This is a genomic window from Pseudorhodobacter wandonensis (genome assembly GCF_001202035.1).
In the GTDB taxonomy this organism is placed as follows: Bacteria; Pseudomonadota; Alphaproteobacteria; order Rhodobacterales; family Rhodobacteraceae; genus Pseudorhodobacter; species Pseudorhodobacter wandonensis.
On record NZ_LGHT01000041.1, the window covers coordinates 23,616 to 48,137 of the forward strand.

Sequence of the window (24,522 nt, forward strand, 5' to 3'; positions counted from 1 at the left end):
CACAAACCAATTGAATGAGGACGCCATGACCAAGATCCGCACCGTTTCCCCCCGTAAATGGACCGGGCTTTTGCTGGCCTCGACCGCTGTTGGCGCCAGTTTGGGGGCGGGTCTGGCCGAGGCACGGATGGCGCCGCCTGTGATGCCGCAAGATCAGACGGTTTGGCTGGCCCAAGCCGAAGGCGGCGAAGGTGGCGAAGCGGGTGCCGTTGCAAGTGTTGCCCCCGAAACCGCCTATCTGGTGCGTTTGGCAATTGTTGAAGGACATCTGATCGCAGCTGATGCCCTATATGCAAAGGGCCTGACAGATGAGGCGATTGGCCTTTCATATCACCCCGAGGCCGAGATGATGGCCGAAGTGCGCCAAAGCCTTGCGGCGCATGGGCAAGAAGATTTCACCCCCGCCATGCAGGTGTTTTCGGAAGTGATGGAAAGCGGCGCACCGGTAACCGAGGTAGAGGCGGCGTTGGTCGCGTTTCAGGCAGCGGTAGCAGGTGCCGTCAATGCCGAAGCCCCTGATGCGAGGGAGCGTTTTACGGTGGCCGTCGCCGTGCTCAAGGCCGCAGCAGCCGAGTATTCGGGCAGCATCGAGGCCGGCGCCGTGACCGATATTATGGCCTATAACGAGGCGCAGGCCTTTGTTGATGTCGCCCGTGCAATGGTCGGGCAAGTCGGCGGAGATGCCAAGCTGGATGCCTTGGTCGGCCGCGCCTTGGCCGCGATGGAGCCTGCCGCCGAAGCGTTCGGCATGGTAGACGGTACGTTCACAGCCAATGACCCTGCGATCTTGATGGGCGTGGCAGCGCGGGTAGAGCTGATCGCCTCGCAGGTGCGTTAAGATGTTTCTGGCGATTGAAGGGTTGATCGACCCTGCGACGGTGGCGGTGCTGCGCGACGAAGCGGCGGGATTGACCTTTGAAGATGGCGCCAAAACGGCGGGGCGGTTTGCGCGTGAGGTGAAAGCCAATGACCAAGCCGCCGCCAGCCCCGAACGTGATGCCGTGCTGAACATGGTATCGCAGGCGTTGCAGGCCAACCCGTTGTTCGCCGCAGCGGCACGGCCCAAGGCGATGACGCCGCTGATTTTGTCGCGCTATCGGGCGGGGCAGACCTATGGCCTGCATGTCGATGATGCGCTGATGGGCGGCGTGCGGACGGATATTTCGTTCACGCTGTTTTTGTCGCCCCCCGAAACCTATGACGGCGGCGCACTGATTATCGAGGATAGTCTGGAGGCGCGGGCGGTGAAGCTGTCAGCGGGGTCGGTGTTCCTCTACCCCTCGACGAGTTTGCACCGGGTAGAGCCTGTGACCGCTGGCGAAAGGTTGGTTGTTGTAGGATGGGTGCAAAGCCGCATCAGAGCCGCCGAAAAACGCGAGATTTTGTTCGATTTGGACAGATCTATTGCCGAGCTGCATGCCAGTGCGGGCAAGTCGGCGCTGTTTGATACGCTGTGCAAGACGCGGTCAAACCTGTTGCGGATGTGGGCCGAGGCCTGATTTCTGGTGGAAATGATGGACGGGGGGCTTCGCCAGCCCCCCGCACCCCCCGCAGGTATTTTAGCCAAGATGATGGGCGCGCCTCAATTGGGGAAAAGCGCGCCGGTCAGTTGAATTTATTGTCGCGTGGAAAGCCGCGTGGGGCCATGCGGCCTGCGGCGGCGCGTTTGGCCAGCCAATCCGCCAGATCGGTTTCAACGCGGGTGCGGCCGGCCGGGTCTTTCCAGCTAAGACCCTCGGTCAGGGTAAAGGTGGTGGCGTCTGACAACCCGCCATCCTTGTACTTTTGCAACCTTACGCCTTTGCCTTTGGCCATTTCGGGCAGCTCATCCAGTGCAAAAACCAACACTTTGCGGTTTTCACCGACCACGGCGACATGATCGCCGGTGATGGGTTTGCAGACCGCGGTTTTGGCGTCACCGCGCAGGGTGAGCACTTGTTTGCCGGCGCGGGTTTGGGCGACCACCTCATCCGACGGGCAGATGAAGCCATCGCCATCGGTCGAGGCGACAAGCAGTTTGATGCCCGGTTTGTGGATGATGAGGTCAGCGATTTCCGCCTCGTTCGGCAGATCGACCATCAGGCGCACGGGTTCGCCCATGCCACGGCCACCCGGAAGGTTGGCGCCCAAAAGGGTGTAGAACCGGCCGTTGCTGCCGACCAGAATGATGCGGTCGGTGGTTTCGGCGTGGAACATGAAGCGGCCTTCGTCGCCGTCTTTGAACTTGGTTTCAGCGTCCAGCGCGGCATGGCCTTTCATCGCGCGGATCCAGCCCATTTTGGAACAGATCACGGTGATCGGCTCGCGCTCGATCATCGCGTCATAGGGCACTTCCTCGACCTCGCCTGCCTCGGCAAAGGTGGTGCGGCGGGTGCCTTTGGCCCAGGAATGACCAAAGGTTTTCTGCACGTCTTTCAAGTCGGCGCTGATGCGCACCCATTGCAAGCGCGGGTTTGCCAACAGATCCTCGAGGTCGGCACGCTCTTTCATCAGCGCATCGCGTTCGGCGATCAGTTCCATTTCCTCAAGCTTGCGCAAGCTGCGCAGACGCATGTTGAGGATGGCTTCGGTCTGCACCTCGGTCAGCTCGCCCTCGGCGACCGGTGGCGAGACGTAGTCTTTTTCCGACATCGCGCGGGGGTGTTTGATGCCCCAGTCTTCTGACATCAACGCGCGTTTCGGATCGGCATCATAGCGGATGATGTCAATCACGCGGTCGAGGTTAAGGAAGGCGGTGATAAAGCCTTCGAGCACCTCTAACCGGTGGTCGATTTTATCCATGCGGTGCTGGCTGCGGCGCAACAGCACGTTGCGGCGATGGTCGAGAAACGCGCGCAACACTTCTTTCAGGCTGCACACTTTGGGGGTGCGGCCGTCGATCAGCGTGTTCATGTTCAGGCTGAAGCGCAGTTCGAGATCGGAGTTCTTGAACAGCATCCCCATCAGCATTTCAGGATCTACGCTGCGGGTTTTCGGTTCGATAATCAGGCGGATATCATCGGCAGATTCGTCGCGCACATCACCGAAAATCGGGATTTTCTTGGTGAAGATCAGCTCGGCCAGCTTTTCGATCAGCTTGGATTTCTGCACCTGATAGGGGATTTCGGTGACAACGATTTGCCACTGACCACGGCCCAGATCCTCAATCTCCCACCTTGCGCGCAGGCGGAAAGAGCCGCGACCGGTGCGGTACGCGTCAAGGATATTGGCACGGGGTTCAACGATTATCCCGCCTGTCGGGAAATCGGGACCGGGTACAAATTCAACCAGCGCGTTATCGTCAATTTCGGGGTCTTTGATCATTGCCTGACAGGCGTCGATCAATTCATGCAGGTTATGCGGCGGAATATTCGTCGCCATACCCACGGCAATGCCCGACGAGCCATTGGCCAGCAAATGCGGAAAGGCGGCAGGCATGACGACGGGTTCTTCGAGCGTGCCGTCATAGTTGGGGCGATAATCAACCGCGTTTTCGGTTAACCCCTCCATCAGCTTTTCGGCAATCGCGGTCAGCCGCGCCTCGGTATAACGACTGGCCGCAGGGTTATCGCCGTCGATGTTGCCAAAGTTGCCTTGGCCTTCGACCAGCGGATAGCGGACGTTGAAATCCTGCGCCAAGCGGGCCATCGCATCATAAATCGCCATGTCGCCATGCGGGTGATAGTTGCCCATGACATCGCCCGAAATCTTGGCCGATTTGCGGAAGCCACCAGTTGGGGTCAGCTTCAACTCTCGCATCGCGTAAAGAATGCGGCGGTGAACGGGTTTCAAACCGTCACGTGCATCGGGCAAGGCGCGGTGCATGATCGTGGACAGCGCATAGGTCAAATACCGTTCGCCAATAGCACGGCGCAGCGGTTCCGACGTGGTCATCGGCGTGAAATCTGGGTCATCGGAGGATTTTGTCATGGGGGTTATGTAATCGTGCCGCGTGCTACGGTCTAGCGGAAAAAAGCTGGGGCGCGGGCCTGTGCCGTTAACGAATTTCGACGTTAGGGGAAGTTTGCCGTATTTTCCCATAAGAAAAAGTGGCATAGTTCTATTATTGGGTTTGTTGTTACATCTGCAATTTTAAGAACGCGTGTGGGGGGTATTATGTTCAAGCTTTTATCGCTTTTGGCTGCCGGTATGTTTGTAACCTTGTTGATCGGGGGCGAAGACAGAGGCCAGTCACGGCAAGGTTTGATCGGCGTTGCGCAAAACCCTGTGGAACGGCCCGTAGTGCGCGAGGCCAAAGTGGCGCCTGTTAAAGCAATACCGGTTAAGCCAGCGCCAACGGCCAATCTGGCCTTGATCAGCTTTACGCCGGCAAAGGTGCAAAAACCTGCGAGGGCGACATCGACAATTGCAGGCGAATTTGTGCTGAGCGAGCCGAAACAGATCGCCATTACCCAAGCAGTGGCCCCGCCCGAGACTGTGGTGCCCGAGGCAGTTGTACCCGAGGCTGCGCCGATCATGTATGTGAACAGTCGTTCGGTAAATGTGCGGCAGGGGCCGTCAACGGATTACGAGGTTGTGGGCCGTTTGGTGCGTGCCGAGGCTGTGTCGGTCATTGCGCCCGAAGTGGACGGCTGGGTGCGGATCGCGATTGAAGGCGACGGGCTGGAAGGGTTTATCGCCGCGCGCCTGTTGTCGCAAACCGATCCGGGCGGCAATTGAACCACGCTTGAATTGCCGCTAAGGCTGTGGGGAATTTAGAAAGACCCATAGTATGACTGCAAAATCCATTCTTATCACTGGTTGCTCTTCGGGCATCGGGCTTGATGCCGCGCGGACGTTAAAGGCGCGCGGTTGGCGGGTGTTTGCCACCTGTCGGGCCGAGGCCGACTGCGCGCGGTTGCGTGATGAGGGGCTGGAAAGTTTCCGGCTGGATTATGACGATGTAAGCAGCCTTGAAAGTGCTGTGGCCGAAGTGGTGGCGCGGACGGGTGGCACGCTGGATGCGCTGTTCAACAATGGCGCCTTTGCGATTCCCTGTGCCTATGAGGACCTGCCGCGCGACGGGTTCCGGGCGATTCTGGAAACCAATCTGATTGGCTATCACGACCTAACCTGCCGAGTTTTACCGATCATGCGGGCGCAGGGGCATGGGCGAATCGTCAACAACTCTTCAATCTTGGGGATGGTCGGGTATCGCTGGCGCACGGCCTATGTGGCGACAAAATTTGCGCTGGAAGGGATTACCGATGTGCTGCGGCTGGAGCTGCGCGGCACGGGGATTTACCCGATTCTGATTGAGCCGGGGCCGATTACGACGAAATTCCGCGACAACTCGGCCATTCAGTTCAAGCGCTGGGTCAAATGGGAAACATCCCCCCGCCGCGCGGAATATACCGAGGTGCTGGCGCGGTTTGAAAACAGCACGGGACCGGACAGGTTTGAACTGCCCGCCAGTGCGGTGACCGACAAGCTGATCCATGCGCTGGAAAGCCCGCGACCAAAAGCACGCTATTATGTGACGGTGCCAACGCATATCATGGGAATCGCGCGACGGATTTTGCCGGTTTGGGCGCTGGACCGGCTGCTGGCAGGTGGAAAACGCGCCTAGGCGTCTTTTGCTTTGCTTTTCGGCCGCGCGCGCTTAGATGCGCTAGGAACCAAAGGGGAAATTGCCATGCTGAACGATCCGCTTTTTATCATCGCCGCGATTGCGTGCCTTGTTGTGCTTGTCATCCTGATGCTGGGAATCGGCACGTTTGGCAAAGGTGGCGAGGGTTCTGCGAAACGGTCGAACAAGCTGATGCGCTACCGTATCTATGCGCAAGGGTTGGCGGTCGCGCTGATTGTGCTGTTTGTCTGGCTGCGTAAATCCGGGGTGCAGTGATGGTTGTTTTGTCAAAAATCTATACCCGCACCGGCGATAAGGGCCAAACGGCACTGGGCAACGGCGACCGGGTGGCCAAGCACAGCCTTCGTGTGGCGGCCTACGGTACGGTAGATGAAACCAACGCGACGATCGGGTTGGCGCGGCTGCACAGCACCGGCGATATGGATGCGGCCTTGGCGCGGGTATCGAATGACATGTTCGATCTGGGCGCCGATCTGTGCACGCCTGACCGCGAAAATGATGCGACTGCCGAATACCCCAGATTGCGGATCATTGACGCGCAGGTTGATCGGCTGGAGGCCGAGATTGACGCGATGAACGCCGATCTGACCACATTACGCAGCTTTATTCTGCCAGGTGGCACCGCGCTGGCCGCGCAATTGCACCTGTGCCGGACAGTCTGCCGACGCGCCGAGCGTATGACGGTAGAGCTGGCTGGCGTTGAAGATGTGAACCCGGCTGCGGTGAAATACCTGAACCGGCTGTCGGATTGGTTTTTCGTGGCAGGCCGGATTGCCAATAATGGTGGCAAAGACGACGTGCTTTGGGTGCCGGGGCTGACGCGATAAATTGCTGCGCCGCGACAAATAGCAGCGGGTTTTCGCAGCTATTGAAAAAACGCGGCGTCTGTTGTCGCTAACATGACGATTTTGGCCTATTTTTCCCCTGCGCAAGATTATATCAAAACGAGGTAAGTTTACGGGGCCAGTCGCCCCCACCCAACCAAGGAGTCCGCGCTAATGAAGGTTCTTGTGCCTGTCAAACGTGTGATCGACTATAACGTGAAAGTCCGTGTAAAAGCGGATGGCAGCGGTGTTGATCTTGCCAATGTCAAAATGTCGATGAACCCGTTTGACGAGATTGCCGTTGAACAGGCTATCCGTTTGAAAGAAGCAGGGACGGTTGAAGAAATCATCGTTGTTTCCATCGGCGTAAAGCAGGCGCAAGAAACATTGCGTACCGCGCTGGCGATGGGCGCTGACCGCGCGATTCTGATCGTGGCCGCCGAAGATGTGCACAATGATATCGAGCCGCTGGCCGTGGCCAAACTGCTGAAAGCGGTTGTTGAGGCTGAGGCGCCGGGTCTGGTGCTGTGCGGGAAGCAAGCGATTGACAATGATATGAACGCCACGGGCCAGATGCTGGCTGCGTTGCTGGGTTGGTCGCAGGCGACATTCGCCTCGGAGCTGGCAATCGAAGGCGACAAAGCCGTGGTAACGCGCGAGGTTGACGGCGGTCTGCAAACGATCAACGTGGCAATGCCAACGGTAGTGACAGTCGATCTGCGCTTGAACGAACCGCGCTATGCGTCTTTGCCTAACATCATGAAAGCAAAGAAAAAACCTTTGGAAGAAAAGACAGCAGCGGATTACGGCGTCGACGTAACGCCCCGTCTGACCGTCGTGAAAACCGTAGAACCTGCGGGCCGCAAAGCCGGTATCAAAGTGGCCTCGGTCGATGAACTGATTGCCAAACTTAAAGACGAAGCGGGGGTTCTCTGATGGCTGTTCTTCTTTTGGGTGAAGTGATCGATGGCGCCTTGGCGACCGATCAAACCGCCAAAGCGCTGACCGCGGTTGCGGCACTTGGCCCTGTGACTGTGCTTATTGCGGGCGCGGGCGGCGATGCAGCCGCAGCCGAAGCGGCAACCCTGCAAGGTGTGACAAAGGTTTTGCTGGCCGATGACCACGTTTATTGCCACGCAATGTCTGAACCGACAGCGGCGCTGATTCAGTCGCTTGCTGGCGATTACAGCCACATTGTTGCGGCGTCGGGCGCATTTTCCAAATCGGTTCTGCCGCGCGCGGCGGCCCTGTTGGATGTCATGCTGATTTCCGAGGTGCTGGCAGTGGTTGATGCCGACACGTTTGATCGGCCGATTTACGCGGGCAACGCGATCCAGACGGTAAAGTCGAACGACAAAACCAAGGTAATGACCATCCGCACCGCGACATTTGACGCGGCAAGCGCGGGCGGCAGCGCCTCGGTAGAAAAGGTTTCGGCAGACGTGAATGGCGCGCTGTCGTCTTGGGTTGAAGACAAGGTTGCAACATCTGACCGGCCAGAGCTGACAAGCGCAGGCATCGTTGTGTCTGGTGGCCGTGGCGTAGGCTCGGAAGCCGATTTCGCGCTGATCGAAAAGCTGGCAGACAAGCTGGGCGCAGCCGTAGGTGCATCGCGTGCGGCCGTTGACAGCGGCTTTGCGCCAAACGATTGGCAAGTTGGCCAGACCGGCAAGGTTGTGGCACCTGATCTGTACATTGCCATCGGTATTTCCGGTGCAATTCAACACCTTGCAGGGATGAAAGATTCCAAGGTGATCGTCGCTATCAACAAGGATGAAGAAGCGCCGATTTTCCAGGTTGCCGATTACGGGCTGGTTGCCGACCTGTTTACGGCAGTGCCAGAGCTGGTTGAAAAGCTGTAAATCCGCGCAGATGGCTTTGGAAAGGGCACCCCAACCGGGTGCCCTTTTTGTTATGCGCCCAACAATCGCGGCAGCGCGTTGGCAATGGCAATCGCCACCTCACGATGGGCAATTGGACCGGGTACACCGATGGCGCAACTGCGCTCTAACGGGCCGAAAGACATGTTTCGCACGCCTTCTGCCGCGGCATCATGGCTTGCGACCACCTCGAGATAGGCCGTTGCCTGACTGCGCAATGTGTTGATCATGACAGTGTTGACCAGAGGCAGTTTGTCATAGGGCGAGTTTGCCAGCGGCGCTGGCGGGGGCGCCGCATCGCCCATCCACAGCAGCAGCGTCGGCGATTTGATCGCTTGCAGCAAAAGCGCCATACGCTGCAGCCAGGTTTTTTGCAACTCGGCCGCCACCAATACGAACCGATGGGGTGAGGCCTGAAACAGGCTTTGCAGCATATGGCGCGTAAAATGAAATTCGGTAAAATCCACCTCTTGATACAGGTTTTGCAGCCTTGGGCTGGCGCGTAGAAACCGGTCATTCCGGCGCGGATGAACCGTGTAAAAGCCATTCGACAGGTTTTGGGCACCGACCACCTGCACCACCGTCAGCACGGCCCTTGATGCGATTTCCAACACCTCGGGCGCGTTTAAAAACACGTCTGGCCCGGCATTCATAAGGCCAAAGTTCACCACGCCCCTGCCCCCGATCTCTTCCAGCACCTTTGGAAACGGGGATGGCACAAACTTGCCATAGGTTTCGGTGCCGCCAATGGCAGCTATATACGGCCTCGCAAGCCCCTGTCTGGGCCCCCGAAACATCAGTTTTGACGCGCCATAATGGCACGGAGAATAGTCGATCGACCCCTCGCCCGAATAAGCATAGGTCATTTCACCCACCCAATTTTTTAACACCCAAGATCGAGAGTGCCCGAGAGATCTTACGAATCCGCTAAGTTCGGCATTTGCCACAAATTCTAAGCAGACTCGGGAATCTGCCAGAAATCAGTGCTTGGCCTTGCGCCTAACCCCAGTGCAGGCATATGGTTTCGCCAACTCAGATGCAGGAGAGCAGACGCATGGAAATCAAGTCGGTGGGGATCGTCGGGGCGGGCCAAATGGGCAACGGGATCGCACATGTCTTTGCGCTGGCAGGCTATGACGTGCTGATGACCGACATCAGCCAGGTCAGTCTGGATAAGGCCGTGGCGCTGATTGATCGCAACATCGAACGGCAGGTGACCAAGGGCAAAACCTCGGCTGCGGATAAGGCAGCGGCGATGGGGCGGATAAAGACCACGCTGAAACTGGCCGATCTGGGGCCCCTGGATCTGATTATCGAGGCTGCGACCGAGCGCGAGACGGTGAAACAAGCGATTTTCGACGATCTGCTGCCGCATCTGAAGCCGCATACGATTCTGACGTCCAATACATCGTCTATTTCGATCACGCGTCTGGCAAGCCGCACCGACCGGCCCGAAAAATTCATGGGATTTCACTTTATGAACCCGGTGCCGGTGATGCAGCTGGTGGAATTGATCCGCGGCATTGCGACCGACCGCGCAACCTATGACACGCTGCTTGCTGTGGTGGAAAAGCTGGGAAAAACTGCCGCCAGTGCCGAGGATTTTCCGGCCTTTATCGTGAACCGCATCTTGATGCCAATGATCAATGAGGCGGTTTATACGCTGTATGAAGGCGTCGGCTCGGTCAAATCTATCGACGAATCGTTAAAACTGGGCGCAAACCACCCGATGGGACCGCTGGAACTGGCCGATTTTATCGGGCTTGATACCTGCCTGGCGATCATGAACGTGCTGCATGACGGGCTGGCCGATACGAAATATCGCCCTTGCCCCTTGCTGACCAAATATGTCGAGGCGGGTTGGCTGGGCCGCAAAACCCAGCGCGGTTTTTATGATTATCGTGGCGAGACGCCGGTTCCGACGCGGTAGATCAGAAGTCTTCGCCAAAGAGGTTTTGAACCAGCTGGTCCAAAGCATCGAGCAAATCTGCCGCTTGCGCGCCCGAGGTTTTCACCGAAATTTCGGACCCGCGCGCGGCGCCAAGCATCAGCAACCCCATGATCGAATCGCCGGATACGGACATCCCGTCTTTCGAGACCTCTGCGGTGGCGTCGAACGCCTCGGCCACCTCGACGAACTTGGCCGAGGCGCGGGCGTGAAGCCCCTTTTCGTTGATGATTTTAAGGCGTCGTTCGGTCATATCCATTTTCCCCATCGCCCAAATCAAAGCAATTTATATATTTTCGACCGGCATCCAATGCCAAGGTCACGGCGTCTTCGACGGCCAGCTGCCGCGATTTGGCAAGCTTTATCAACAGCGGAAGATTGGCACCAAACAGAATGCGGCGATTGCGCCCGCAACAGGCCATAAGCGACAGATTCGAGGGCGAACCACCAAACATATCGGTGACGACGACAACGCCGCCGCCGGTATCAACCTTGTCGGCGGCATCGCAAATCTCGGTTTGTTTGGCGGCGCGATCATGATCTTCTTCAATCGCCACGGCGATCATGTCTTGTTGCTTGCCGACGACATGTTCAACCGCCGCAAGATATTCGCGCGCCAGCCCCCCATGGGCCACTATGACAATTCCGATCACCCTAGATCACCCAGCCCCGTTTGTGGGCAGCACAGCCGCCTTACGTTCCATTTCCCGATGTCGTTTTGCCACCAGCCAACCAACCTCTGCAAGCCGGCGCGCAATAAGTTCCGTAACGGCAACTGAACGGTGTTGCCCTCCGGTACACCCAAAGCCGATCGCGAGATGGGTTTTCCCCTCATCCAGCTGTGCAGGCAGCAGAAACAGAATCAGATCCGTGACCTTGGCAAGAAATTCGTCAAAACGCGGGTCGGCGGCGATATAGTCAACCACTGCCGCGTCGCGGCCGTCTAAACTGCGCAATGCGGCATCCCAATGCGGGTTGCGCAAAAAGCGGCAATCAAAAACCATATCAATCCCGCGCGGCACGCCGCGTTTGTAGGAAAAAGACTGCAGCGAGACCGCAAGTTTCGCGTCTTGCGCCGTTCCAAACCACTGTGCGATTTCGGCGCGCAGGTCATGCGGCGACATTTCGGTCGTCTCGATCAGGTGATCCGCCCGCACTTTGATCGGCGCCAGCAGGTCCACCTCACGCGCGATGCCGATGATGGGCGTGCCATCAGGGGCCAAAGGATGCCTGCGGCGGGTTTGTGAAAAGCGTCGGATCAGCTCATCCTCGGCGCAATCAAGGTAGATCACGTTCAGCGAGATATGCGGGTTGACGGTAAGGCCGTCGATCAGCTCGATCAAAGCCGTGGCGTTGAAATCCCGATTGCGCGCATCAAGGCCCAAGGCAATCGGGCGGCCCAGATTGTCGCCTTCGATCAGGCGCGGCACCAGCGACAAGGGGATGTTGTCGATTACCTCATACCCCATATCTTCGAGCGCGTTGATCGCAGTGCTGCGCCCCGCCCCAGACGGGCCGGTTACCAGTACCACCCGATGCTCGAATATCTGATTGGCATTCGTCATGTCTATCTGTCAGTCCACCCGTTTTGCGCGCAGGTATTGTAGTATACCGAATGGAAAGTGGCGGGATGTGGAGCCGAATACAAGGTCAATCGGCACCCCCAGCAGATCAACTTGCCGTTTTGGCGGCAGCCGGTCGGTTTCCGTCTGGCCAAGATCGACGATCAGGGCGACGGGTGCGAAAGGCTGTGACGTGGCCGCCAGAATGCCAATGCCGCGCGCCTCGATCTTGCCAGCGATTTCGGGGGGGCAGCTTGCGATCACGTCCCGCCCCTGCCGTGCAAGATGCGCTTGGTCATCGGCCACCAGAACGGCACCATAGGCCATAAGTTCCAGCGCCAGCGCCGATTTTCCAGCCCCTGACGGTCCAAGAATTAGCACCCCGCGCCCATCAAGCGCAACACAGGTGGCGTGGACAGTTTGCGGCGGAACAGTCATCGCCGCCTCTGCCAAGTTTGGGCTTTGCAACTCAGATCGGCAAGCCGACGACAAATCGGGCGCCCAGAGGTTCAGAGGTGGCATCCGCCGAGGTCGGATGAATGTTCTCGGCCCAGATCACGCCGCCATGCGCCTCGACGATTTGTTTGGAAATGGCCAAGCCCAGACCCGAATGGTCGCCAAATTGCGCCACGGGACGTTCGGAGTAAAAGCGTTTGAACACCTTTGTCAGCGCCTGTTCAGGAATGCCGGGGCCTGTATCTTCGACGACGACAAGAACGCGGTTTTCACGCCGCCGCGCCCAGACCCGCACGGCATCGCCTTTTTCACAGAATGAAACCGCGTTGGAAATAAGGTTCACAAAAACCTGCGCCAGACGGCCTTCGAGCCCGGAAATCACGATTGGCTCTTCTGGCAAATCGATAATGAAATCAACGCCTTTCAGCTTGGCCTGTTCGCCAAGATAGTCGGACAGATTTCGCAGTGTTTTGACAAGGTTGAACTCTTCTTCCTCTTCTTTCACCAGCTCGCTATCAAGCCGTGAAGCGTTGGAAATATCGCTGACCAAACGGTCGAGCCTGCGCACGTCATGTTCAATCACATCAAGCAGTTTCTCGCGTTGGTCATCACGTTTTGCGACCCGCATCGTGCCGACAGCCGAGCGGAGGCTGGCAAGCGGGTTCTTGATTTCATGGCTGACATCGGCGGCAAATTGTTCATTCGCGTCGATCCGGTCATACAGAGCCGCAACCATGCCGCGCATAGCCACCGACAGGCGGCCAATTTCATCAGGGCGCGCGGCCAGATCGGGGATGCGAACGCGGCCCGGGGCCATTTTGCGGGCATCGCGGTCACGGCCAAGTTCAGCCGCGGCGGCCAGATCGGACAAGGGGTTGGCGATGGTCGAGGCCAGAACGAGGCTGAGGCCGATAGAAACCAGCAAAGCGATGACGAACATTTGCAAAACCTGCTCGCGCTCATGCCGGACAAGGCGATCAATCTCACCCTCGGCCGAAGTCAGGGCAACCACGCCGATAACTTCGCCCGCGCTCCAGATCGGGGTGGCAACAGAAAACAGGGTGCCACCGGCCGAATCTTTGGCCATGTTGGAACTGGTCGTGCCTGCCAGAGCTGACTGGAAACCGCTAAGCGCAAGGCTTTCGGAATTTACTTTGACCTGGCCCGGGTTAGAGCTCGAGAGCGCACCGGAAACCAGCTCCCATACAGAATTCAACAGATCGGTGATGATGGTTGATTGCGCCTCAGACCCGCCTTGCGAAACGGGGCGGGCTTTGCCTTCTTGCGCGGCAATCACCTTGCCGGTTTTATCAAACACAAACGCATTGACGCCCGGCCCGATGGTCACGGCGCCAAGCGTTCTTTCAACGTCAATCCCCGCTGGTTCATTCAGCCAAGCAGCCGCAAGATCGGGAAGCTGGGCCTCAAACACGTCGGCAACCAGCTCGGCCTCGGTCACCAAGCCTTGCTCACGCTGGGTGACCAGACTGTCGCGAAACGGATTCATGAACAGCACGCCGGCGACCAGGGTAAACAGGGCCAACATGTTGAAAATGATGATCCGTCTGGCCAAAGGCGATTTGTTCAGCGCAACAATGCCACGCCGCCCGCGCGAACCGCGCAGTTCCGGTTCGATCAGATCTTCGGGTGCTGTCCAATCCTCGCCCAGCAGCACATCGCCGTTATTGCGGCTTTTGGCTGGCTTGCGGGTCATGGCATGTTTGATCTGAGGCGCGGTGGTCATAGCGACGCGTCACTCTTCATTATAGCGATAGCCGATGCCATACAGCGTTTCGATAGCCGAAAAGTTGTCATCTGCTGTGCGCATTTTCTTGCGCAGGCGCTTGATGTGGCTGTCGATCGTGCGGTCATCCACATAGACCTGATCGTCATAGGCCACATCCATCAACTGGTCGCGGCTTTTTACGAAACCCGGACGCTGTGCAAGCGCCTGAAGCAGCAAAAACTCGGTCACTGTTAACGAGACGTCGTTGCCCTTCCATGCCACAGCATGGCGCAAAGGGTCCATCCGCAGATGGCCGCGTTCCATGACCTTGGTTTCTTCGGTAACGGCCACTTCTTCGGTAGAAATCGCCTCTTGGCGGCGCAACAGCGCGCGGATGCGTTCGACCAGAAGACGCTGCGAAAACGGCTTTTTCACATAGTCATCGGCACCCATCCGCAGGCCCAGAACTTCGTCAATCTCATCATCTTTGGACGTCAGGAAAATGATCGGCATCGCCGTTTTCTGGCGCAGACGCTGCAACAGGTCCATGCCATCCATGCGCGGCATCTTTATATCCAGCACGGCCATATCGGGCAGGCGGCGGTTGAACGCATCCAGTGCCGACTGGCCGTCATTATACGTTTCAACTTCGAAACCCTCTGCCTCCAGAGTCATAGAAACAGACGTCAGAATGTTTCTGTCGTCGTCTACAAGGGCAATCCTTGACATGGGTGTTTTCCCTATACTGCTCATTTATTTTTTCCATATTTGCACTTTTTTGGGCCAAAGAATCAACTGCAATCTGCGAATCACCTGTCAAGACGCCTTAAGTTGACAACAAAAAACCAAATGAATGACTAATTTGCCGCAGTCGTGTCACATTCGGACCAGGTTAGCGCCACGCAAAAGTTGCCGTTGCGTCACCGCAAGGTGACCAATTGCAAATTGGTTGCGCTAACCTTTGAATGGTTGCGCTAACTGTGCCAAAGCGACCTATTCCAAACCTAAAACGCCGTGCTATAGCCGAATTGTCGGCCTCGGCTCCGGGGGCGATCAGAGTGCGGTTGAGGGCTGCACCCTGCACAATAACCCAAAACTTGTCGTATAATCGGCATCGGGAGCTGGCACGAGATGAATACAGGACGCGTTAACCCAGGCCACAAGCTTGAAGATCAGGGCATTACCGGGCTGGGAACAGTTCACTATAACCTGATTGAACCCGCATTGATTCAGGCCGCGATTGCAGGCGGCGAAGGTCGGTTGGGAATTGGCGGTGCATTTCTCGTATCGACCGGGCAGTTTACCGGCCGTTCGCCCAAAGACAAATTTGTTGTCCGCACCCCGTCGGTTGAAAACTCGATCTGGTGGGAAAACAACGCACCGATGGCCCCCGCAGCGTTTGATCTGCTGCGTGCCGATATGCTGGAGCATATGAAGGGCCGCGACTATCATGTGCAGGATTTATACGCCGGCGCCGACCCTGTACACCGTTTGGATGTGCGCGTGGTGGCCGAGCTGGCATGGCACGGGCTGTTTATCCGCCACTTGCTGCGCCGCCCCGAGCGGGCCGAGCTGGACAGTTTTGTGCCGGAATGGACGATCATCAACTGCCCGAGCTTTAAGGCCGACCCTGCGCGCCATGGGTGCCGCACGGAAACCGTGATCGCGATGAACTTTGACAGCAAAGAGATTCTGATCGCCAACACCGAATATGCAGGCGAGAACAAGAAATCTGTATTCACCTTGCTGAACTATCTGCTGCCCGAAAAAGGTGTGATGGCGATGCATTGCTCGGCCAACCACGCGGTGGATGACCCCGAAGATGCGGCTGTGTTTTTCGGCCTGTCGGGGACCGGCAAAACCACGCTATCAGCCGACCCTGCCCGCACGCTGATTGGTGATGACGAGCATGGCTGGTCGGACAAAGGCACCTTTAACTTTGAAGGTGGCTGCTATGCCAAGACCATCAACCTGAGTGCCGAGGCCGAGCCGGAAATTTACGCCACGACCAGCCGCTTTGGCACCGTGATCGAGAACATGGTGTACGACCCCGAGACGCTTGAGCTGGACTTTGAAGATGACAGCCTGACCGCCAACATGCGCTGCGCCTATCCGTTGGAAGCGATTTCAAATGCTTCGGAAACGGGGTTGGGCGGGCATCCGAAAAACATCATCATGCTGACCTGTGATGCGTTTGGTGTGTTGCCCCCGATTGCCAAGCTGACGCCGGCGCAGGCCATGTATCACTTCCTGTCGGGCTTTACCTCGAAAGTGGCCGGGACAGAGCGTGGCGTGACCGAGCCGACACCGACATTTTCGACTTGCTTTGGTGCGCCCTTTATGCCGCGCCGCCCCGAGGTCTATGGCAAGTTGTTGCAAGCCCAGATCGCCAATCATGGTGCGACCTGCTGGTTGGTCAACACCGGCTGGACAGGTGGGGCCTATGGCACAGGGTCGCGTATGCCGATCCGGGCAACGCGGGCGCTGTTGACAGCGGCACTGGATGGGTCGCTGGCAAAAGGCAAGTTCCGCCGCGATCCGAACTTTGGGTTCGAAGTGCCGGAAGCCGCCGAAGGTGTGGCCGATGTGTTGCTGGACCCGCGCCGGACCTGGGCAGACGGGGCGGCCTATGACGCGCAGGCGGCCAAGCTGGTACAGATGTTTGCCGATAACTTTGGCCAATATGTGCCATTCATCGACGAAGACGTGAAAGCTGCGGCAATCTGATTTTGGCGGGGGGCTTTGCGGCCCCCCGTTCATTGCCTATAGCCCGATGGCGCGGCGAACGAGGTTCAGCCCCGCCAGCACCAGCAAGACCTGCGTACAGCGGCGGAACAGCGCTTGATCCAACCGGTTGCCAACCTGCATCCCGATCGCCATTCCGGCAACGGCCGGTATGACCAGCACTGCCGAAAACGCCGTGCTGCTGGCTGTTAAGACGCCTGAGTTCAGATGCGCCGACAACAGCATCACCGAGCCAAGCAGAAAAATCATGCCTTGCACGCGCAGCATTTCGATTTTCTCAACGCCGACAGACATCAGATAGACGATCAGCGGCGGCCCCCAGACACCGGAAAGCCCGCCGTACAGCCCCGCAACGACCCCCAGCCCCCATTCCACGCGGGTTTGATGTTCCAGCTTGATGGCAAGGGTGCGGCCCATCAGTTGCAGGGTGGCATAGGCCATGATCGGCACCCCAAGCATCAGCAAGAACATATCCTGCGGAATGTCGCGCACGAATTGCGCCGAAATCGCGATGAACAGCACTGTTGCCACCAGAAAGCGCCAGTATTTGCATGCCGATGCCCAGAACGCCGCAGGGCCTTGGCGAAAGGCTTGGCCAAAATTGGTGACCAGAGTAGGCAAGATCAGGCCCGACAGCGCAAGTTCGGGTGACAGGAATGAGGAAAACGCCGAGATCATGATCATCGGCATGGCAAAACCGACCGTGCCTTTTACAAAACCCGCAAAAAGGGCAATGGCCATAGCAAACCAAAACAACGGCTCTGACAGCCCGGCCATCACATATTCCATAGGGTATTCCTTTTATTTCCTTGGCTATAAACGCATTTCGGGCGCACTGCAGCAAAAACCCTGGCGCGACATAATCGGTCGCATTGCGCCTAATTATTGAAATCTTGTTGCGCTGCGCCTGCAAAGGCTTTAAAACCTTCGCAAGTGCAGCAATTAGCCGAAAGAGGGATTTCGCCATGGCCCATGATGGACAGATTTTTGCCGAAACCGACAGCCCTATCCTGACTGATCTGTTGGGCCTGACCGAGGCAGTCTTGCCCGAGGTGACCGGCCTTTTTGAACAAGGGCGCGAGGCGCTGCGGGCTTTGGTGACCGTTGAGGGCAAGGTATCGAACCCCGCGATGGAGACGAACCAGTTTGGCGCGCATGTGCTTAGCTGGCTTGCCACCTATTCGGAAAGCCTGACGCAAATGCACGCCTGGGCCAAACGCCTGACGCAGGCGGGCAGCTTTGGCGAAATGGAACGGCTGCTGCTGCAAATCGGTTTTGGCGAATATCTGGCGCAGATTTCGGGCGGGATTCCGATGTCGCAGGGTGAAATAGCGCGGCTTGCCGATTTGGGGCTGGCTTGGGTGCCCGGTGATGCGGCGGCGCGGTTGATCGCGTTTGGCAACACGCCTGCTGCGCGCACGCGGTTGGTCGCTTTGATGCAAGACAACCACGGCCGCGCGACCTTTGGCGCCAGCGGCTTGGACGAAGAGCTGGAAATGATCCGCGACCAGTTCCGCCGCTTTGCCGATGAGGAAGTGGTGCCGCACGCCCACGGCTGGCACATGCGGGATGAGCTGATCCCGATGGATATCATTGAAAAGCTGGCCGAAATGGGTGTGTTTGGCCTGACCATTCCCGAAGATCTGGGCGGTTTCGGGCTGTCCAAGGCGTCGATGGTGGTGGTCAGCGAGGAACTTTCGCGCGGCTATATCGGCGTTGGGTCGCTTGCCACCCGGTCGGAAATTGCGGCCGAGCTGATCCTTTGTGGCGGCACTGATGCGCAGAAAGAGCAATGGTTGCCGAAACTGGCCAGCGGTGAGATTTTGCCGACAGCCGTGTTTACCGAGCCCAACACCGGCTCTGACCTTGGGTCTTTGCGCACGCGGGCGGTCAAGGATGGCGAGGATTGGAAGGTGACCGGCAACAAGACATGGATCACCCATGCCGCCCGCACCCAAGTGATGACCTTGCTGGCGCGGACCGACCCTGACACAAGCGATTACCGCGGGCTGAGCATGTTTCTGGCCGAAAAACAGCCCGGAACCGATGCTGTGCCCTTCCCTACCCCCGGCATGACCGGCGGCGAGATTGAGGTGCTGGGCTATCGCGGCATGAAGGAATATGAACTGGCCTTTGACGGCTTTGCGGTAAAGGGCGAAAACCTGCTGGGCGGTGTGCCGGGCCAAGGGTTCAAGCAGTTGATGCAGACCTTCGAATCGGCACGCATCCAAACGGCGGCGCGGGCCATCGGCGTGGCGCAAAACGCGCTGGAAGTCGGGATGCAATATGCCATCGACCGCAAGCAATTCGGCAAATCGCTGATCGCCTTTCCCCGCGTGTCGGGCAAGCTGGCGATGATGGCGGTTGAGGTGATGATCGCGCGGCAATTGACCTATTATTCCGCCTGGCAAAAAGACCACGACAAGCGTTGCGACCTTGAGGCAGGCATGGCCAAGCTGTTGGGTGCACGGGTCGCTTGGGCTGCCGCCGACAATGCGTTGCAAATTCATGGCGGCAACGGCTTTGCCCTAGAATATCAGATCAGCCGCATTCTGTGCGACGCGCGGATATTGAACATCTTTGAAGGGGCCGCCGAAATTCAGGCGCAGGTGATCGCGCGGCGCTTGCTCGACTAGGTTTCATCCGGCAGCAGCCGCCCGTGTGAAGGCCGGCTGCTGCCCAAACGCGGGTGCAATTTCCCCGCCACCACCATGCAACCCACCATCGCCAGACCCGCCACGGCAAACACGCCGGACAGCGGCGCGACAAGTAAGACAAGCCACGCCGTGCCGGGGGTCAGAATGCCCGAAACATCGCGAAAGCTTGAATAGATCGCCGCCATCTCGGTCCGCTCGGATGGTTTGACGGCCATCAGAAACGGCAAGCCGCCCACAACATCCAGCACCACAAGCATCACCGAGCCTGCCATCATCAAACCGACCGCGCCCCAAGGCAAAGGGGCCGCAAGCGCCGAGCCGATAAACGCCATGGCACATAGCGCAAATGCCCCCTGAACAGAACGGCGCACCGAAATTTTCGTGGCCACGCGCAGCATGAAGGGCGTGACAAACAAAAGCGCGTTTGACAGCGAAAGGGCAATACCGCCGACTTTGTCGCCCAAGCCGGACTCTATACAAAAGATCGGCAAGTAAACCACATAGACCCACCACCCGCAGGAGCGGATGACCGCAAACATCCAGCCCGCGATCAGCCTTGGCTGCGCCACGAACCGGCCAAAAAAGGCCAGCGGATTGGTTGCAGGGCGGCGGGCGCGGCTGATCTGTTTGCCATTGCCCAAACGCAAAACCCAAAAGGTGACCATCAGCGCAATCGCCAAAGCGCCAGCCGCCAAAAACGGCAGCGGCGCCCAAACCTCGCGCAGCCACACGCCAAGCAAAGGGCCAATCGCCCAAGGGGCCGCAGCAAAGACCATGTTCATCGACTGCGCCTTACCAAGATTGGACCGGTCGATATAGTCCAGCACATAGGCGTTAAAGCACACAAAGGTGGTCGCCGTTGCACCCGCATTGGCCATCAGCGCCAGCGGCACAGAAATCGTGCTGCCATGAACTGCAAGCGCCGCACCAAGGATATAAAGCAACGTGCCCATCGTATACATCCAGCGGCGCGGAATATAGCGCGTTCCCCAAGGCACCATCAGCCCCAGACACAGCGATGCCAGCCCGGCAATGAAATAAACCTGGCTGACCGACTCGGCACTGCCCAAGGCATCATAAACCGTCAGCGGCATGGCCGAGATCAGCATCCCGCGCACAGACGCATCCAACCCCGCCAGCAAGGCAAAGTGATGCACCTTGGGCACCGGGCTGTGGCGCAACAATATCGGAATATACTTGTTCGCCATCGGGCGTCGATCCTTTGTCTTTGCCCCTTATTGCGCTGTTTGGGCCGTCGGCGTCTCGACTCTGCGCGACAGTTCGCGTCGAAAACGACATGGGGTGGCGCAAATGATATAGGCGAAGTCGGAGACTATGAACTGCGCACGCCTGCAAGCAGCGCCAGCAACCGCGCACGGGCCTCAGGCAAAGGCTGGCTATTCACCTCGGCCAGTTCACGGGCAAGGAAATGGCCCGTAATAGCAAGCCCCTGCACAACCTCAAACGATGAGGCCGGCCCCTGCCCCATCAGGCAGTGCGGCAAAGGAAACAAGCGGTCGGCCCAAGCCCCCGCACCATCGCGGCTGACGGCGCGGCCGGTTTTGGGGCTGACATAGGCCAGATCATCACGGCTTCCGGTAACCGCACAACGGGCAAGGTCAAGGCCAAAGCCCAGCTCTTCCAGCAGGTTCAATTCCCAGCGCAGGTAAACTGCGGGCCAGTCCGGGTCATGCTCTAGCGCCGCCAACAGCGCCATCGTGGCGCGCCACAGCGTCGGATGCGCCGCGCGCTCGGGCAATGAAACGCGCAGCATGGCGCAAATCGCATTCAAACCGGCAAGGCCCAGACGATCCCCCAACAACCCCGCCCGGCTTTGCAAAGGCTCGACCCTAAAACTGCCCAACTGGTCCTCTAGCCGCGCGCGCCAGGTTACGGCCAACTGCGTGCCGGGCTGCAATGTCGCGGATTGCTTGCGCGAGGCACCGCCGCGCACAACGCCCGCATGGCGGCCGTGATGCGCAGTAAAAACCTCTATGATCGCCGAGCTCTCACCATGCAATCGCATGGCGATCAGCACACCTTCATCTTGCCAATCCATCGGGGAACTATTGCAAGCGCCGCATTATTCCGCCAGCCCTTCTTCATCCAGCAAATGCCGCCCCGCACGATCCTCGACCTCGATCACCCAAAGGTCAGGGTCAAACTGGCGTTGGCGGGTGATGGCGGCGTCCACCTCTGCCTCGGGGCCTTGGGCCAAAACCACCCAGGCGCGATTTCCCGACATCAGATCAAAACTACGCTGATAGGCACAGGCGCTGCCGTCAAGCGGTGTTTGCTTTACCAGAACCGCACCCGCTGTCGCATCGCCATGCGCGGTCACAAAGGCAGGGATGCCCGCCATCTCCAACCGCTTTAAATAAGCCCTGACCCAGAAATCCGCCGATAGCCGCGCGCTCATGCCCCACCTATCATCTATCTGAAAATATCCTCGCCGAAGGCATGGCCCTTGCAAAGGGCCAATCAGTTCCCGTCTTTGAATTCCAGCCCCATCTCGGAATAGCGCTCGGGCTCTTCCAGCCAGTTCGGCCGTACTTTGACCTGAAGAAACAAATGCACCGGACGCCCCAAAAATTCCATCAGATCGACCCGCGCAGCCTGGCCGACCGATTTGATGGTTTCGCCCTTGTTGCCCAAAACGATCCCTTTGTGGCCATCACGCGCCACATAAACGATCTGGTCAATGCGGGTAGATCCATCCTTGCGGTCTTCCCATTTTTCGGTTTCCACGGTCAGCTGATAGGGCAGTTCTTCGTGCAAACGCAGGGTCAGCTTTTCGCGCGTCACTTCGGCGGCGATCATGCGCATTGGCAAGTCGGCAATCTGGTCTTCGGGATAGAACCACGGGCCGGCTGGCAGCTCACCCGCCAACCATTCGCGCAGCTTGTCCACGCCATAGCCCTTTTCGGCCGAGATCATAAAGGTTTCGGCAAAGGGAAAGGCCTCGTTCAGCTTTTGCGACAGGCCCAGCAAAACCTCGGCCTTCACGCGGTCGATCTTGTTGATTGCCAGCGCCACTTTCTGGCCCTGCGGAATACGGTCGCGCATGCTGTCAATAATCGCGGCTGTGCCTTCGGTCAGGCCGCGATGGGCCTCAACCAGCAGCACGATCAGATCGGCATCTGCGGCCCCACCCCAAGCGGCGGCAACCATCGCGCGGTCAAGCCGGCGGCGCGGGCGAAACAGGCCGGGGGTATCGACAAACACAATCTGCGCATCGCCTTGCATCGCGATGCCGCGAATGCGGGCGCGGGTGGTTTGTACCTTATGCGTCACAATCGACACTTTGGAACCGACCATGCGGTTCAGCAGTGTCGATTTGCCGGCATTCGGCTCACCAATCAGCGCGACAAAGCCCGCGCGGGTGTTGCCATCGCCGCCAACAAAGGCACCATCGTTTGCGGGGGTATCAGTCGTCATGTGTCTTGCTCCATCCGGGCCAAAAGGGCGCGGGCTGCGGCCTGTTCGGCGGCGCGTTTCGTTCCGGCGGTTGCCGACTCGGATTCATCATTGTCCAGCCGCACCGCAACCGTAAAGAGCGGTTGATGGTCGGGGCCAGAGCGGGCTTTTTCAGTATAGGTTGGCGGTGTCATGCCACGGGCCTGCGCCCATTCCTGCAAGGCGGTTTTCGGGTCACGGGCGTCTTCCTTGACGGTCGCGATGCGGCCGGCCCAAAGCCGTGTAATCAATGCCTGCGCGGCCGCAAAACCGCCATCAAGGTAAACGGCGGCGATCACCGCCTCAAGCGCATCGCCAAGCAGTGCCTCTTTGCGCCGCCCGCCTGACATCATTTCCGAGCGGCCCAGTTTCAGCACATCGCCAAGGCCAATGTCGCGGGCCACATCGGCGCAGGTTTCCTTGCGCACCATGGCGTTGAACCGCGGCGCAAGCTGGCCTTCGGCGGCACCGGTATCGGCGGTCAGCAAGGCTTCGGCCATGACGAGGCCCAAAACGCGGTCGCCCAGAAATTCGAGCCGCTGGTTATCGGCGCGGGTGGGCGACGAAATCGACGCATGGGTGACCGATTGCAGCAGCAATTCGGGATTGCTGAACTTATGGCCCAAACGGCCCTCAAACGCACGAAGATCGGCGGCAAGTTTCATTGAACGGCCCTCGCATAGCGGTGCTGCTTTTTGGTCGGTTGTGGTACGACTGCGGGCCCATTTGCAGAGGAGGGTGTGAAAACCAGCCAGCCCCGCTTGCGCGAGGCTGTGCCATTCATGCCAAGGAATGAAAAACGCAGGTTCTGGGTTTGCGTCATGCGCAACTCACTCCACGCTCCCTACTCGACAGCTTTGAAAAAGCGGTCAGGACGCCATGTCCAGAAATAGAACAACGATGTTCCGGCGGATGAAAAGATAATCCGGTCGGCGCGGCCAATCAGATCTTCGGCAGGGACAAAACCAACACCACCGACAGCCTGACCATAGCGGCTGTCTTGGGAATTGTCGCGGTTGTCGCCCATAAAGAAGTAATGACCGGCAGGCACAGTGAACACATCGGTATTGTCGGCAAAGCCGTTGGTATCAATGTTCAGCACATCATGCGTGCGGCCACCCGGCAAAGTTTCGATAGAGCGGGATTTGGTGCATTCTGCCCCGATCCCGACCGTACCGGCCGAGTTTTCACAGCGCGGCAAATGGCCCATCGGGCCTTGATGCTCATAGACCTCGGTAAACTGGCCATCGGGCACTTGCGGCACTTCGGTTCCGTTCAGGATGATTTTGCCATCGCGCATCTGCACCGTGTCACCGGGCAAGCCGATCAAGCGCTTGATGAAATCCGAGCCGTTGACGGGGTGGTGAAACACCACAACATCGCCCCGCTCGGGCTCGGACGCCAGAATCCGCCCCGAAATCGGGCACATCGAAAACGGGCAGGAATGTTTGGAATAGCCATAGGCCATTTTGTTGACGAACAGGAAATCGCCAATCAGCAACGTGTCTTTCATCGAGCCAGAGGGAATCCAGAACGGTTGAAAGAACAATGTCCGGAAAATGCCTGCGATCAGCAATGCATAGACGATTGTCTTTATCGTTTCGACGATGCCGCCTTCAGAGTTTGCCTTGCTGGCCATGTGGTTTTGCCTTTTGCTGCTTTGCGGCGCTACATGCGCGTGAGGGAGCGGGGAGTCAAG

General features: G+C 58.3%; 26 protein-coding genes. 11 read left to right on the forward strand and 15 right to left on the reverse strand.

Going from position 1 to position 24,522, the window contains the following annotated elements; translation table 11 throughout:
* Positions 1-25: 25 nt before the first annotated feature.
* Positions 26-838: a hypothetical protein gene (locus AKU79_RS13435; RefSeq protein WP_050524102.1), complete on the forward strand. Its 813-nt coding sequence runs from the start codon at positions 26-28 to the stop codon at positions 836-838.
* 1 nt (position 839) lies between these two features.
* Positions 840-1,499 (forward strand): Fe2+-dependent dioxygenase, encoded by a 660-nt coding sequence (locus AKU79_RS13440; protein WP_050524103.1) that lies wholly within the window; start codon positions 840-842, stop codon positions 1,497-1,499.
* Between the two features lie 106 nt (positions 1,500-1,605).
* On the opposite strand, the gene parC is transcribed toward AKU79_RS13440, so the two are convergent.
* Positions 1,606-3,909 carry a DNA topoisomerase IV subunit A gene (gene parC / locus AKU79_RS13445; RefSeq protein ID WP_050524243.1) on the reverse strand — a complete coding sequence of 768 codons (2,304 nt, stop codon included), beginning with the start codon at positions 3,907-3,909 and terminating at the stop codon, positions 1,606-1,608.
* 186 nt (positions 3,910-4,095) lie between these two features.
* On the opposite strand from parC, the gene AKU79_RS13450 reads away from it, so the two are divergent.
* The 6 genes from AKU79_RS13450 to AKU79_RS13475 all read left to right on the forward strand — a co-directional run bounded on the left by AKU79_RS13450 (position 4,096) and on the right by AKU79_RS13475 (position 8,255).
* On the forward strand, positions 4,096-4,659 hold the full coding sequence (locus AKU79_RS13450) for an SH3 domain-containing protein (protein ID WP_050524104.1): 564 nt from the start codon (positions 4,096-4,098) through the stop codon (positions 4,657-4,659).
* Between the two features lie 52 nt (positions 4,660-4,711).
* Positions 4,712-5,548, forward strand: coding sequence for an SDR family NAD(P)-dependent oxidoreductase (locus tag AKU79_RS13455; protein WP_050524105.1), 837 nt, complete (start codon positions 4,712-4,714; stop codon positions 5,546-5,548).
* Positions 5,549-5,614: 66 nt separating this feature from the next.
* Complete coding sequence (locus AKU79_RS13460) at positions 5,615-5,824, forward strand: twin transmembrane helix small protein (protein ID WP_050524244.1); 210 nt, start codon at positions 5,615-5,617, stop codon at positions 5,822-5,824.
* The gene (locus AKU79_RS13465; RefSeq protein WP_050524106.1) at positions 5,824-6,396 is read left to right on the forward strand and encodes a cob(I)yrinic acid a,c-diamide adenosyltransferase; all 573 of its coding nucleotides are present in this window, start codon (positions 5,824-5,826) and stop codon (positions 6,394-6,396) included. The genes AKU79_RS13460 and AKU79_RS13465 overlap by 1 nt, the downstream gene beginning before the upstream one ends.
* 171 nt (positions 6,397-6,567) lie before the next feature.
* The gene (locus AKU79_RS13470; protein ID WP_050524107.1) at positions 6,568-7,329 is read left to right on the forward strand and encodes an electron transfer flavoprotein subunit beta/FixA family protein; all 762 of its coding nucleotides are present in this window, start codon (positions 6,568-6,570) and stop codon (positions 7,327-7,329) included.
* Entirely contained in the window at positions 7,329-8,255 is a 927-nt protein-coding gene (locus AKU79_RS13475) for an electron transfer flavoprotein subunit alpha/FixB family protein (RefSeq protein WP_050524108.1), read from the forward strand. The genes AKU79_RS13470 and AKU79_RS13475 overlap by 1 nt, the downstream gene beginning before the upstream one ends.
* Before the next feature lie 50 nt (positions 8,256-8,305).
* Here AKU79_RS13475 and AKU79_RS13480 read toward each other — a convergent pair whose 3' ends face one another.
* A complete protein-coding gene (locus tag AKU79_RS13480) occupies positions 8,306-9,139 on the reverse strand; it encodes a DUF6473 family protein (protein ID WP_050524109.1) in 834 nt (277 codons plus the stop codon).
* Positions 9,140-9,327: 188 nt separating this feature from the next.
* Between AKU79_RS13480 and AKU79_RS13485 the strand changes: the two genes are divergently transcribed.
* The gene (locus AKU79_RS13485; RefSeq protein ID WP_050524110.1) at positions 9,328-10,203 is read left to right on the forward strand and encodes a 3-hydroxybutyryl-CoA dehydrogenase; all 876 of its coding nucleotides are present in this window, start codon (positions 9,328-9,330) and stop codon (positions 10,201-10,203) included.
* A 1-nt stretch (position 10,204) separates the two neighbouring features.
* On the opposite strand, the gene AKU79_RS13490 is transcribed toward AKU79_RS13485, so the two are convergent.
* From AKU79_RS13490 to AKU79_RS13515, 6 genes are read right to left on the reverse strand one after another with little or no spacing between them, the layout of a single operon-like run.
* Positions 10,205-10,474 (reverse strand): HPr family phosphocarrier protein, encoded by a 270-nt coding sequence (locus AKU79_RS13490; protein WP_050524111.1) that lies wholly within the window; start codon positions 10,472-10,474, stop codon positions 10,205-10,207.
* Positions 10,455-10,874: a PTS sugar transporter subunit IIA gene (locus tag AKU79_RS13495; protein WP_050524112.1), complete on the reverse strand. Its 420-nt coding sequence runs from the start codon at positions 10,872-10,874 to the stop codon at positions 10,455-10,457. The genes AKU79_RS13490 and AKU79_RS13495 overlap by 20 nt, the downstream gene beginning before the upstream one ends.
* A gap of 6 nt (positions 10,875-10,880) precedes the next feature.
* A complete protein-coding gene (rapZ, locus tag AKU79_RS13500; protein ID WP_050524113.1) occupies positions 10,881-11,786 on the reverse strand; it encodes an RNase adapter RapZ in 906 nt (301 codons plus the stop codon).
* 9 nt (positions 11,787-11,795) lie between these two features.
* Positions 11,796-12,221, reverse strand: a complete 426-nt coding sequence (locus AKU79_RS13505; RefSeq protein ID WP_050524245.1) for an HPr kinase/phosphorylase — start codon at positions 12,219-12,221, stop codon at positions 11,796-11,798.
* Positions 12,222-12,252: 31 nt separating this feature from the next.
* The gene (locus tag AKU79_RS13510) at positions 12,253-13,983 is read right to left on the reverse strand and encodes a sensor N-terminal transmembrane domain-containing protein (RefSeq protein WP_082224049.1); all 1,731 of its coding nucleotides are present in this window, start codon (positions 13,981-13,983) and stop codon (positions 12,253-12,255) included.
* A gap of 9 nt (positions 13,984-13,992) precedes the next feature.
* Entirely contained in the window at positions 13,993-14,694 is a 702-nt protein-coding gene (locus tag AKU79_RS13515) for a response regulator transcription factor (protein ID WP_050524114.1), read from the reverse strand.
* Between the two features lie 402 nt (positions 14,695-15,096).
* Between AKU79_RS13515 and AKU79_RS13520 the strand changes: the two genes are divergently transcribed.
* Positions 15,097-16,692, forward strand: a complete 1,596-nt coding sequence (locus AKU79_RS13520; protein WP_050524115.1) for a phosphoenolpyruvate carboxykinase — start codon at positions 15,097-15,099, stop codon at positions 16,690-16,692.
* A gap of 36 nt (positions 16,693-16,728) precedes the next feature.
* Here AKU79_RS13520 and AKU79_RS13525 read toward each other — a convergent pair whose 3' ends face one another.
* Positions 16,729-17,499, reverse strand: a complete 771-nt coding sequence (locus tag AKU79_RS13525) for a sulfite exporter TauE/SafE family protein (protein ID WP_050524116.1) — start codon at positions 17,497-17,499, stop codon at positions 16,729-16,731.
* Positions 17,500-17,675: 176 nt separating this feature from the next.
* Between AKU79_RS13525 and AKU79_RS13530 the strand changes: the two genes are divergently transcribed.
* Positions 17,676-19,346: an acyl-CoA dehydrogenase family protein gene (locus AKU79_RS13530; protein WP_050524247.1), complete on the forward strand. Its 1,671-nt coding sequence runs from the start codon at positions 17,676-17,678 to the stop codon at positions 19,344-19,346.
* Here AKU79_RS13530 and AKU79_RS13535 read toward each other — a convergent pair.
* The 6 genes from AKU79_RS13535 to lepB form a co-directional block, all read right to left on the reverse strand.
* A complete protein-coding gene (locus tag AKU79_RS13535) occupies positions 19,343-20,575 on the reverse strand; it encodes an MFS transporter (protein WP_050524117.1) in 1,233 nt (410 codons plus the stop codon). The genes AKU79_RS13530 and AKU79_RS13535 overlap by 4 nt on opposite strands.
* Before the next feature lie 125 nt (positions 20,576-20,700).
* Positions 20,701-21,426: a DNA repair protein RecO gene (gene recO, locus AKU79_RS13540; protein ID WP_050524118.1), complete on the reverse strand. Its 726-nt coding sequence runs from the start codon at positions 21,424-21,426 to the stop codon at positions 20,701-20,703.
* 24 nt (positions 21,427-21,450) lie between these two features.
* Complete coding sequence (locus AKU79_RS13545; protein WP_050524119.1) at positions 21,451-21,786, reverse strand: DUF1491 family protein; 336 nt, start codon at positions 21,784-21,786, stop codon at positions 21,451-21,453.
* A 62-nt stretch (positions 21,787-21,848) separates the two neighbouring features.
* A complete protein-coding gene (era, locus tag AKU79_RS13550) occupies positions 21,849-22,805 on the reverse strand; it encodes a GTPase Era (protein WP_050524120.1) in 957 nt (318 codons plus the stop codon).
* Positions 22,802-23,488, reverse strand: a complete 687-nt coding sequence (gene rnc, locus AKU79_RS13555; protein WP_050524121.1) for a ribonuclease III — start codon at positions 23,486-23,488, stop codon at positions 22,802-22,804. The genes era and rnc overlap by 4 nt, the downstream gene beginning before the upstream one ends.
* A 179-nt stretch (positions 23,489-23,667) precedes the next feature.
* A complete protein-coding gene (gene lepB, locus AKU79_RS13560; RefSeq protein WP_050524122.1) occupies positions 23,668-24,462 on the reverse strand; it encodes a signal peptidase I in 795 nt (264 codons plus the stop codon).
* Positions 24,463-24,522 lie beyond the last annotated feature (60 nt).

Bases quoted from the DNA above. Each gene is read 5' to 3' on its own strand.
- AKU79_RS13435 (WP_050524102.1), top strand. From the start codon at position 26: ATGACCAAGATCCGCACCGTTTCCCCCCGTAAATGGACCGGGCTTTTG.
- AKU79_RS13440 (WP_050524103.1), top strand. From the start codon at position 840: ATGTTTCTGGCGATTGAAGGGTTGATCGACCCTGCGACGGTGGCGGTG.
- parC (WP_050524243.1), bottom strand. From the start codon at position 3,909: ATGACAAAATCCTCCGATGACCCAGATTTCACGCCGATGACCACGTCG.
- AKU79_RS13450 (WP_050524104.1), top strand. From the start codon at position 4,096: ATGTTCAAGCTTTTATCGCTTTTGGCTGCCGGTATGTTTGTAACCTTG.
- AKU79_RS13455 (WP_050524105.1), top strand. From the start codon at position 4,712: ATGACTGCAAAATCCATTCTTATCACTGGTTGCTCTTCGGGCATCGGG.
- AKU79_RS13460 (WP_050524244.1), top strand. From the start codon at position 5,615: ATGCTGAACGATCCGCTTTTTATCATCGCCGCGATTGCGTGCCTTGTT.
- AKU79_RS13465 (WP_050524106.1), top strand. From the start codon at position 5,824: ATGGTTGTTTTGTCAAAAATCTATACCCGCACCGGCGATAAGGGCCAA.
- AKU79_RS13470 (WP_050524107.1), top strand. From the start codon at position 6,568: ATGAAGGTTCTTGTGCCTGTCAAACGTGTGATCGACTATAACGTGAAA.
- AKU79_RS13475 (WP_050524108.1), top strand. From the start codon at position 7,329: ATGGCTGTTCTTCTTTTGGGTGAAGTGATCGATGGCGCCTTGGCGACC.
- AKU79_RS13480 (WP_050524109.1), bottom strand. From the start codon at position 9,139: ATGACCTATGCTTATTCGGGCGAGGGGTCGATCGACTATTCTCCGTGC.
- AKU79_RS13485 (WP_050524110.1), top strand. From the start codon at position 9,328: ATGGAAATCAAGTCGGTGGGGATCGTCGGGGCGGGCCAAATGGGCAAC.
- AKU79_RS13490 (WP_050524111.1), bottom strand. From the start codon at position 10,474: ATGACCGAACGACGCCTTAAAATCATCAACGAAAAGGGGCTTCACGCC.
- rapZ (WP_050524113.1), bottom strand. From the start codon at position 11,786: ATGACGAATGCCAATCAGATATTCGAGCATCGGGTGGTACTGGTAACC.
- AKU79_RS13505 (WP_050524245.1), bottom strand. From the start codon at position 12,221: ATGACTGTTCCGCCGCAAACTGTCCACGCCACCTGTGTTGCGCTTGAT.
- AKU79_RS13510 (WP_082224049.1), bottom strand. From the start codon at position 13,983: ATGACCACCGCGCCTCAGATCAAACATGCCATGACCCGCAAGCCAGCC.
- AKU79_RS13515 (WP_050524114.1), bottom strand. From the start codon at position 14,694: ATGTCAAGGATTGCCCTTGTAGACGACGACAGAAACATTCTGACGTCT.
- AKU79_RS13520 (WP_050524115.1), top strand. From the start codon at position 15,097: ATGAATACAGGACGCGTTAACCCAGGCCACAAGCTTGAAGATCAGGGC.
- AKU79_RS13525 (WP_050524116.1), bottom strand. From the start codon at position 17,499: ATGGAATATGTGATGGCCGGGCTGTCAGAGCCGTTGTTTTGGTTTGCT.
- AKU79_RS13530 (WP_050524247.1), top strand. From the start codon at position 17,676: ATGGCCCATGATGGACAGATTTTTGCCGAAACCGACAGCCCTATCCTG.
- AKU79_RS13535 (WP_050524117.1), bottom strand. From the start codon at position 20,575: ATGGCGAACAAGTATATTCCGATATTGTTGCGCCACAGCCCGGTGCCC.
- recO (WP_050524118.1), bottom strand. From the start codon at position 21,426: ATGGATTGGCAAGATGAAGGTGTGCTGATCGCCATGCGATTGCATGGT.
- AKU79_RS13545 (WP_050524119.1), bottom strand. From the start codon at position 21,786: ATGAGCGCGCGGCTATCGGCGGATTTCTGGGTCAGGGCTTATTTAAAG.
- era (WP_050524120.1), bottom strand. From the start codon at position 22,805: ATGACGACTGATACCCCCGCAAACGATGGTGCCTTTGTTGGCGGCGAT.
- rnc (WP_050524121.1), bottom strand. From the start codon at position 23,488: ATGAAACTTGCCGCCGATCTTCGTGCGTTTGAGGGCCGTTTGGGCCAT.
- lepB (WP_050524122.1), bottom strand. From the start codon at position 24,462: ATGGCCAGCAAGGCAAACTCTGAAGGCGGCATCGTCGAAACGATAAAG.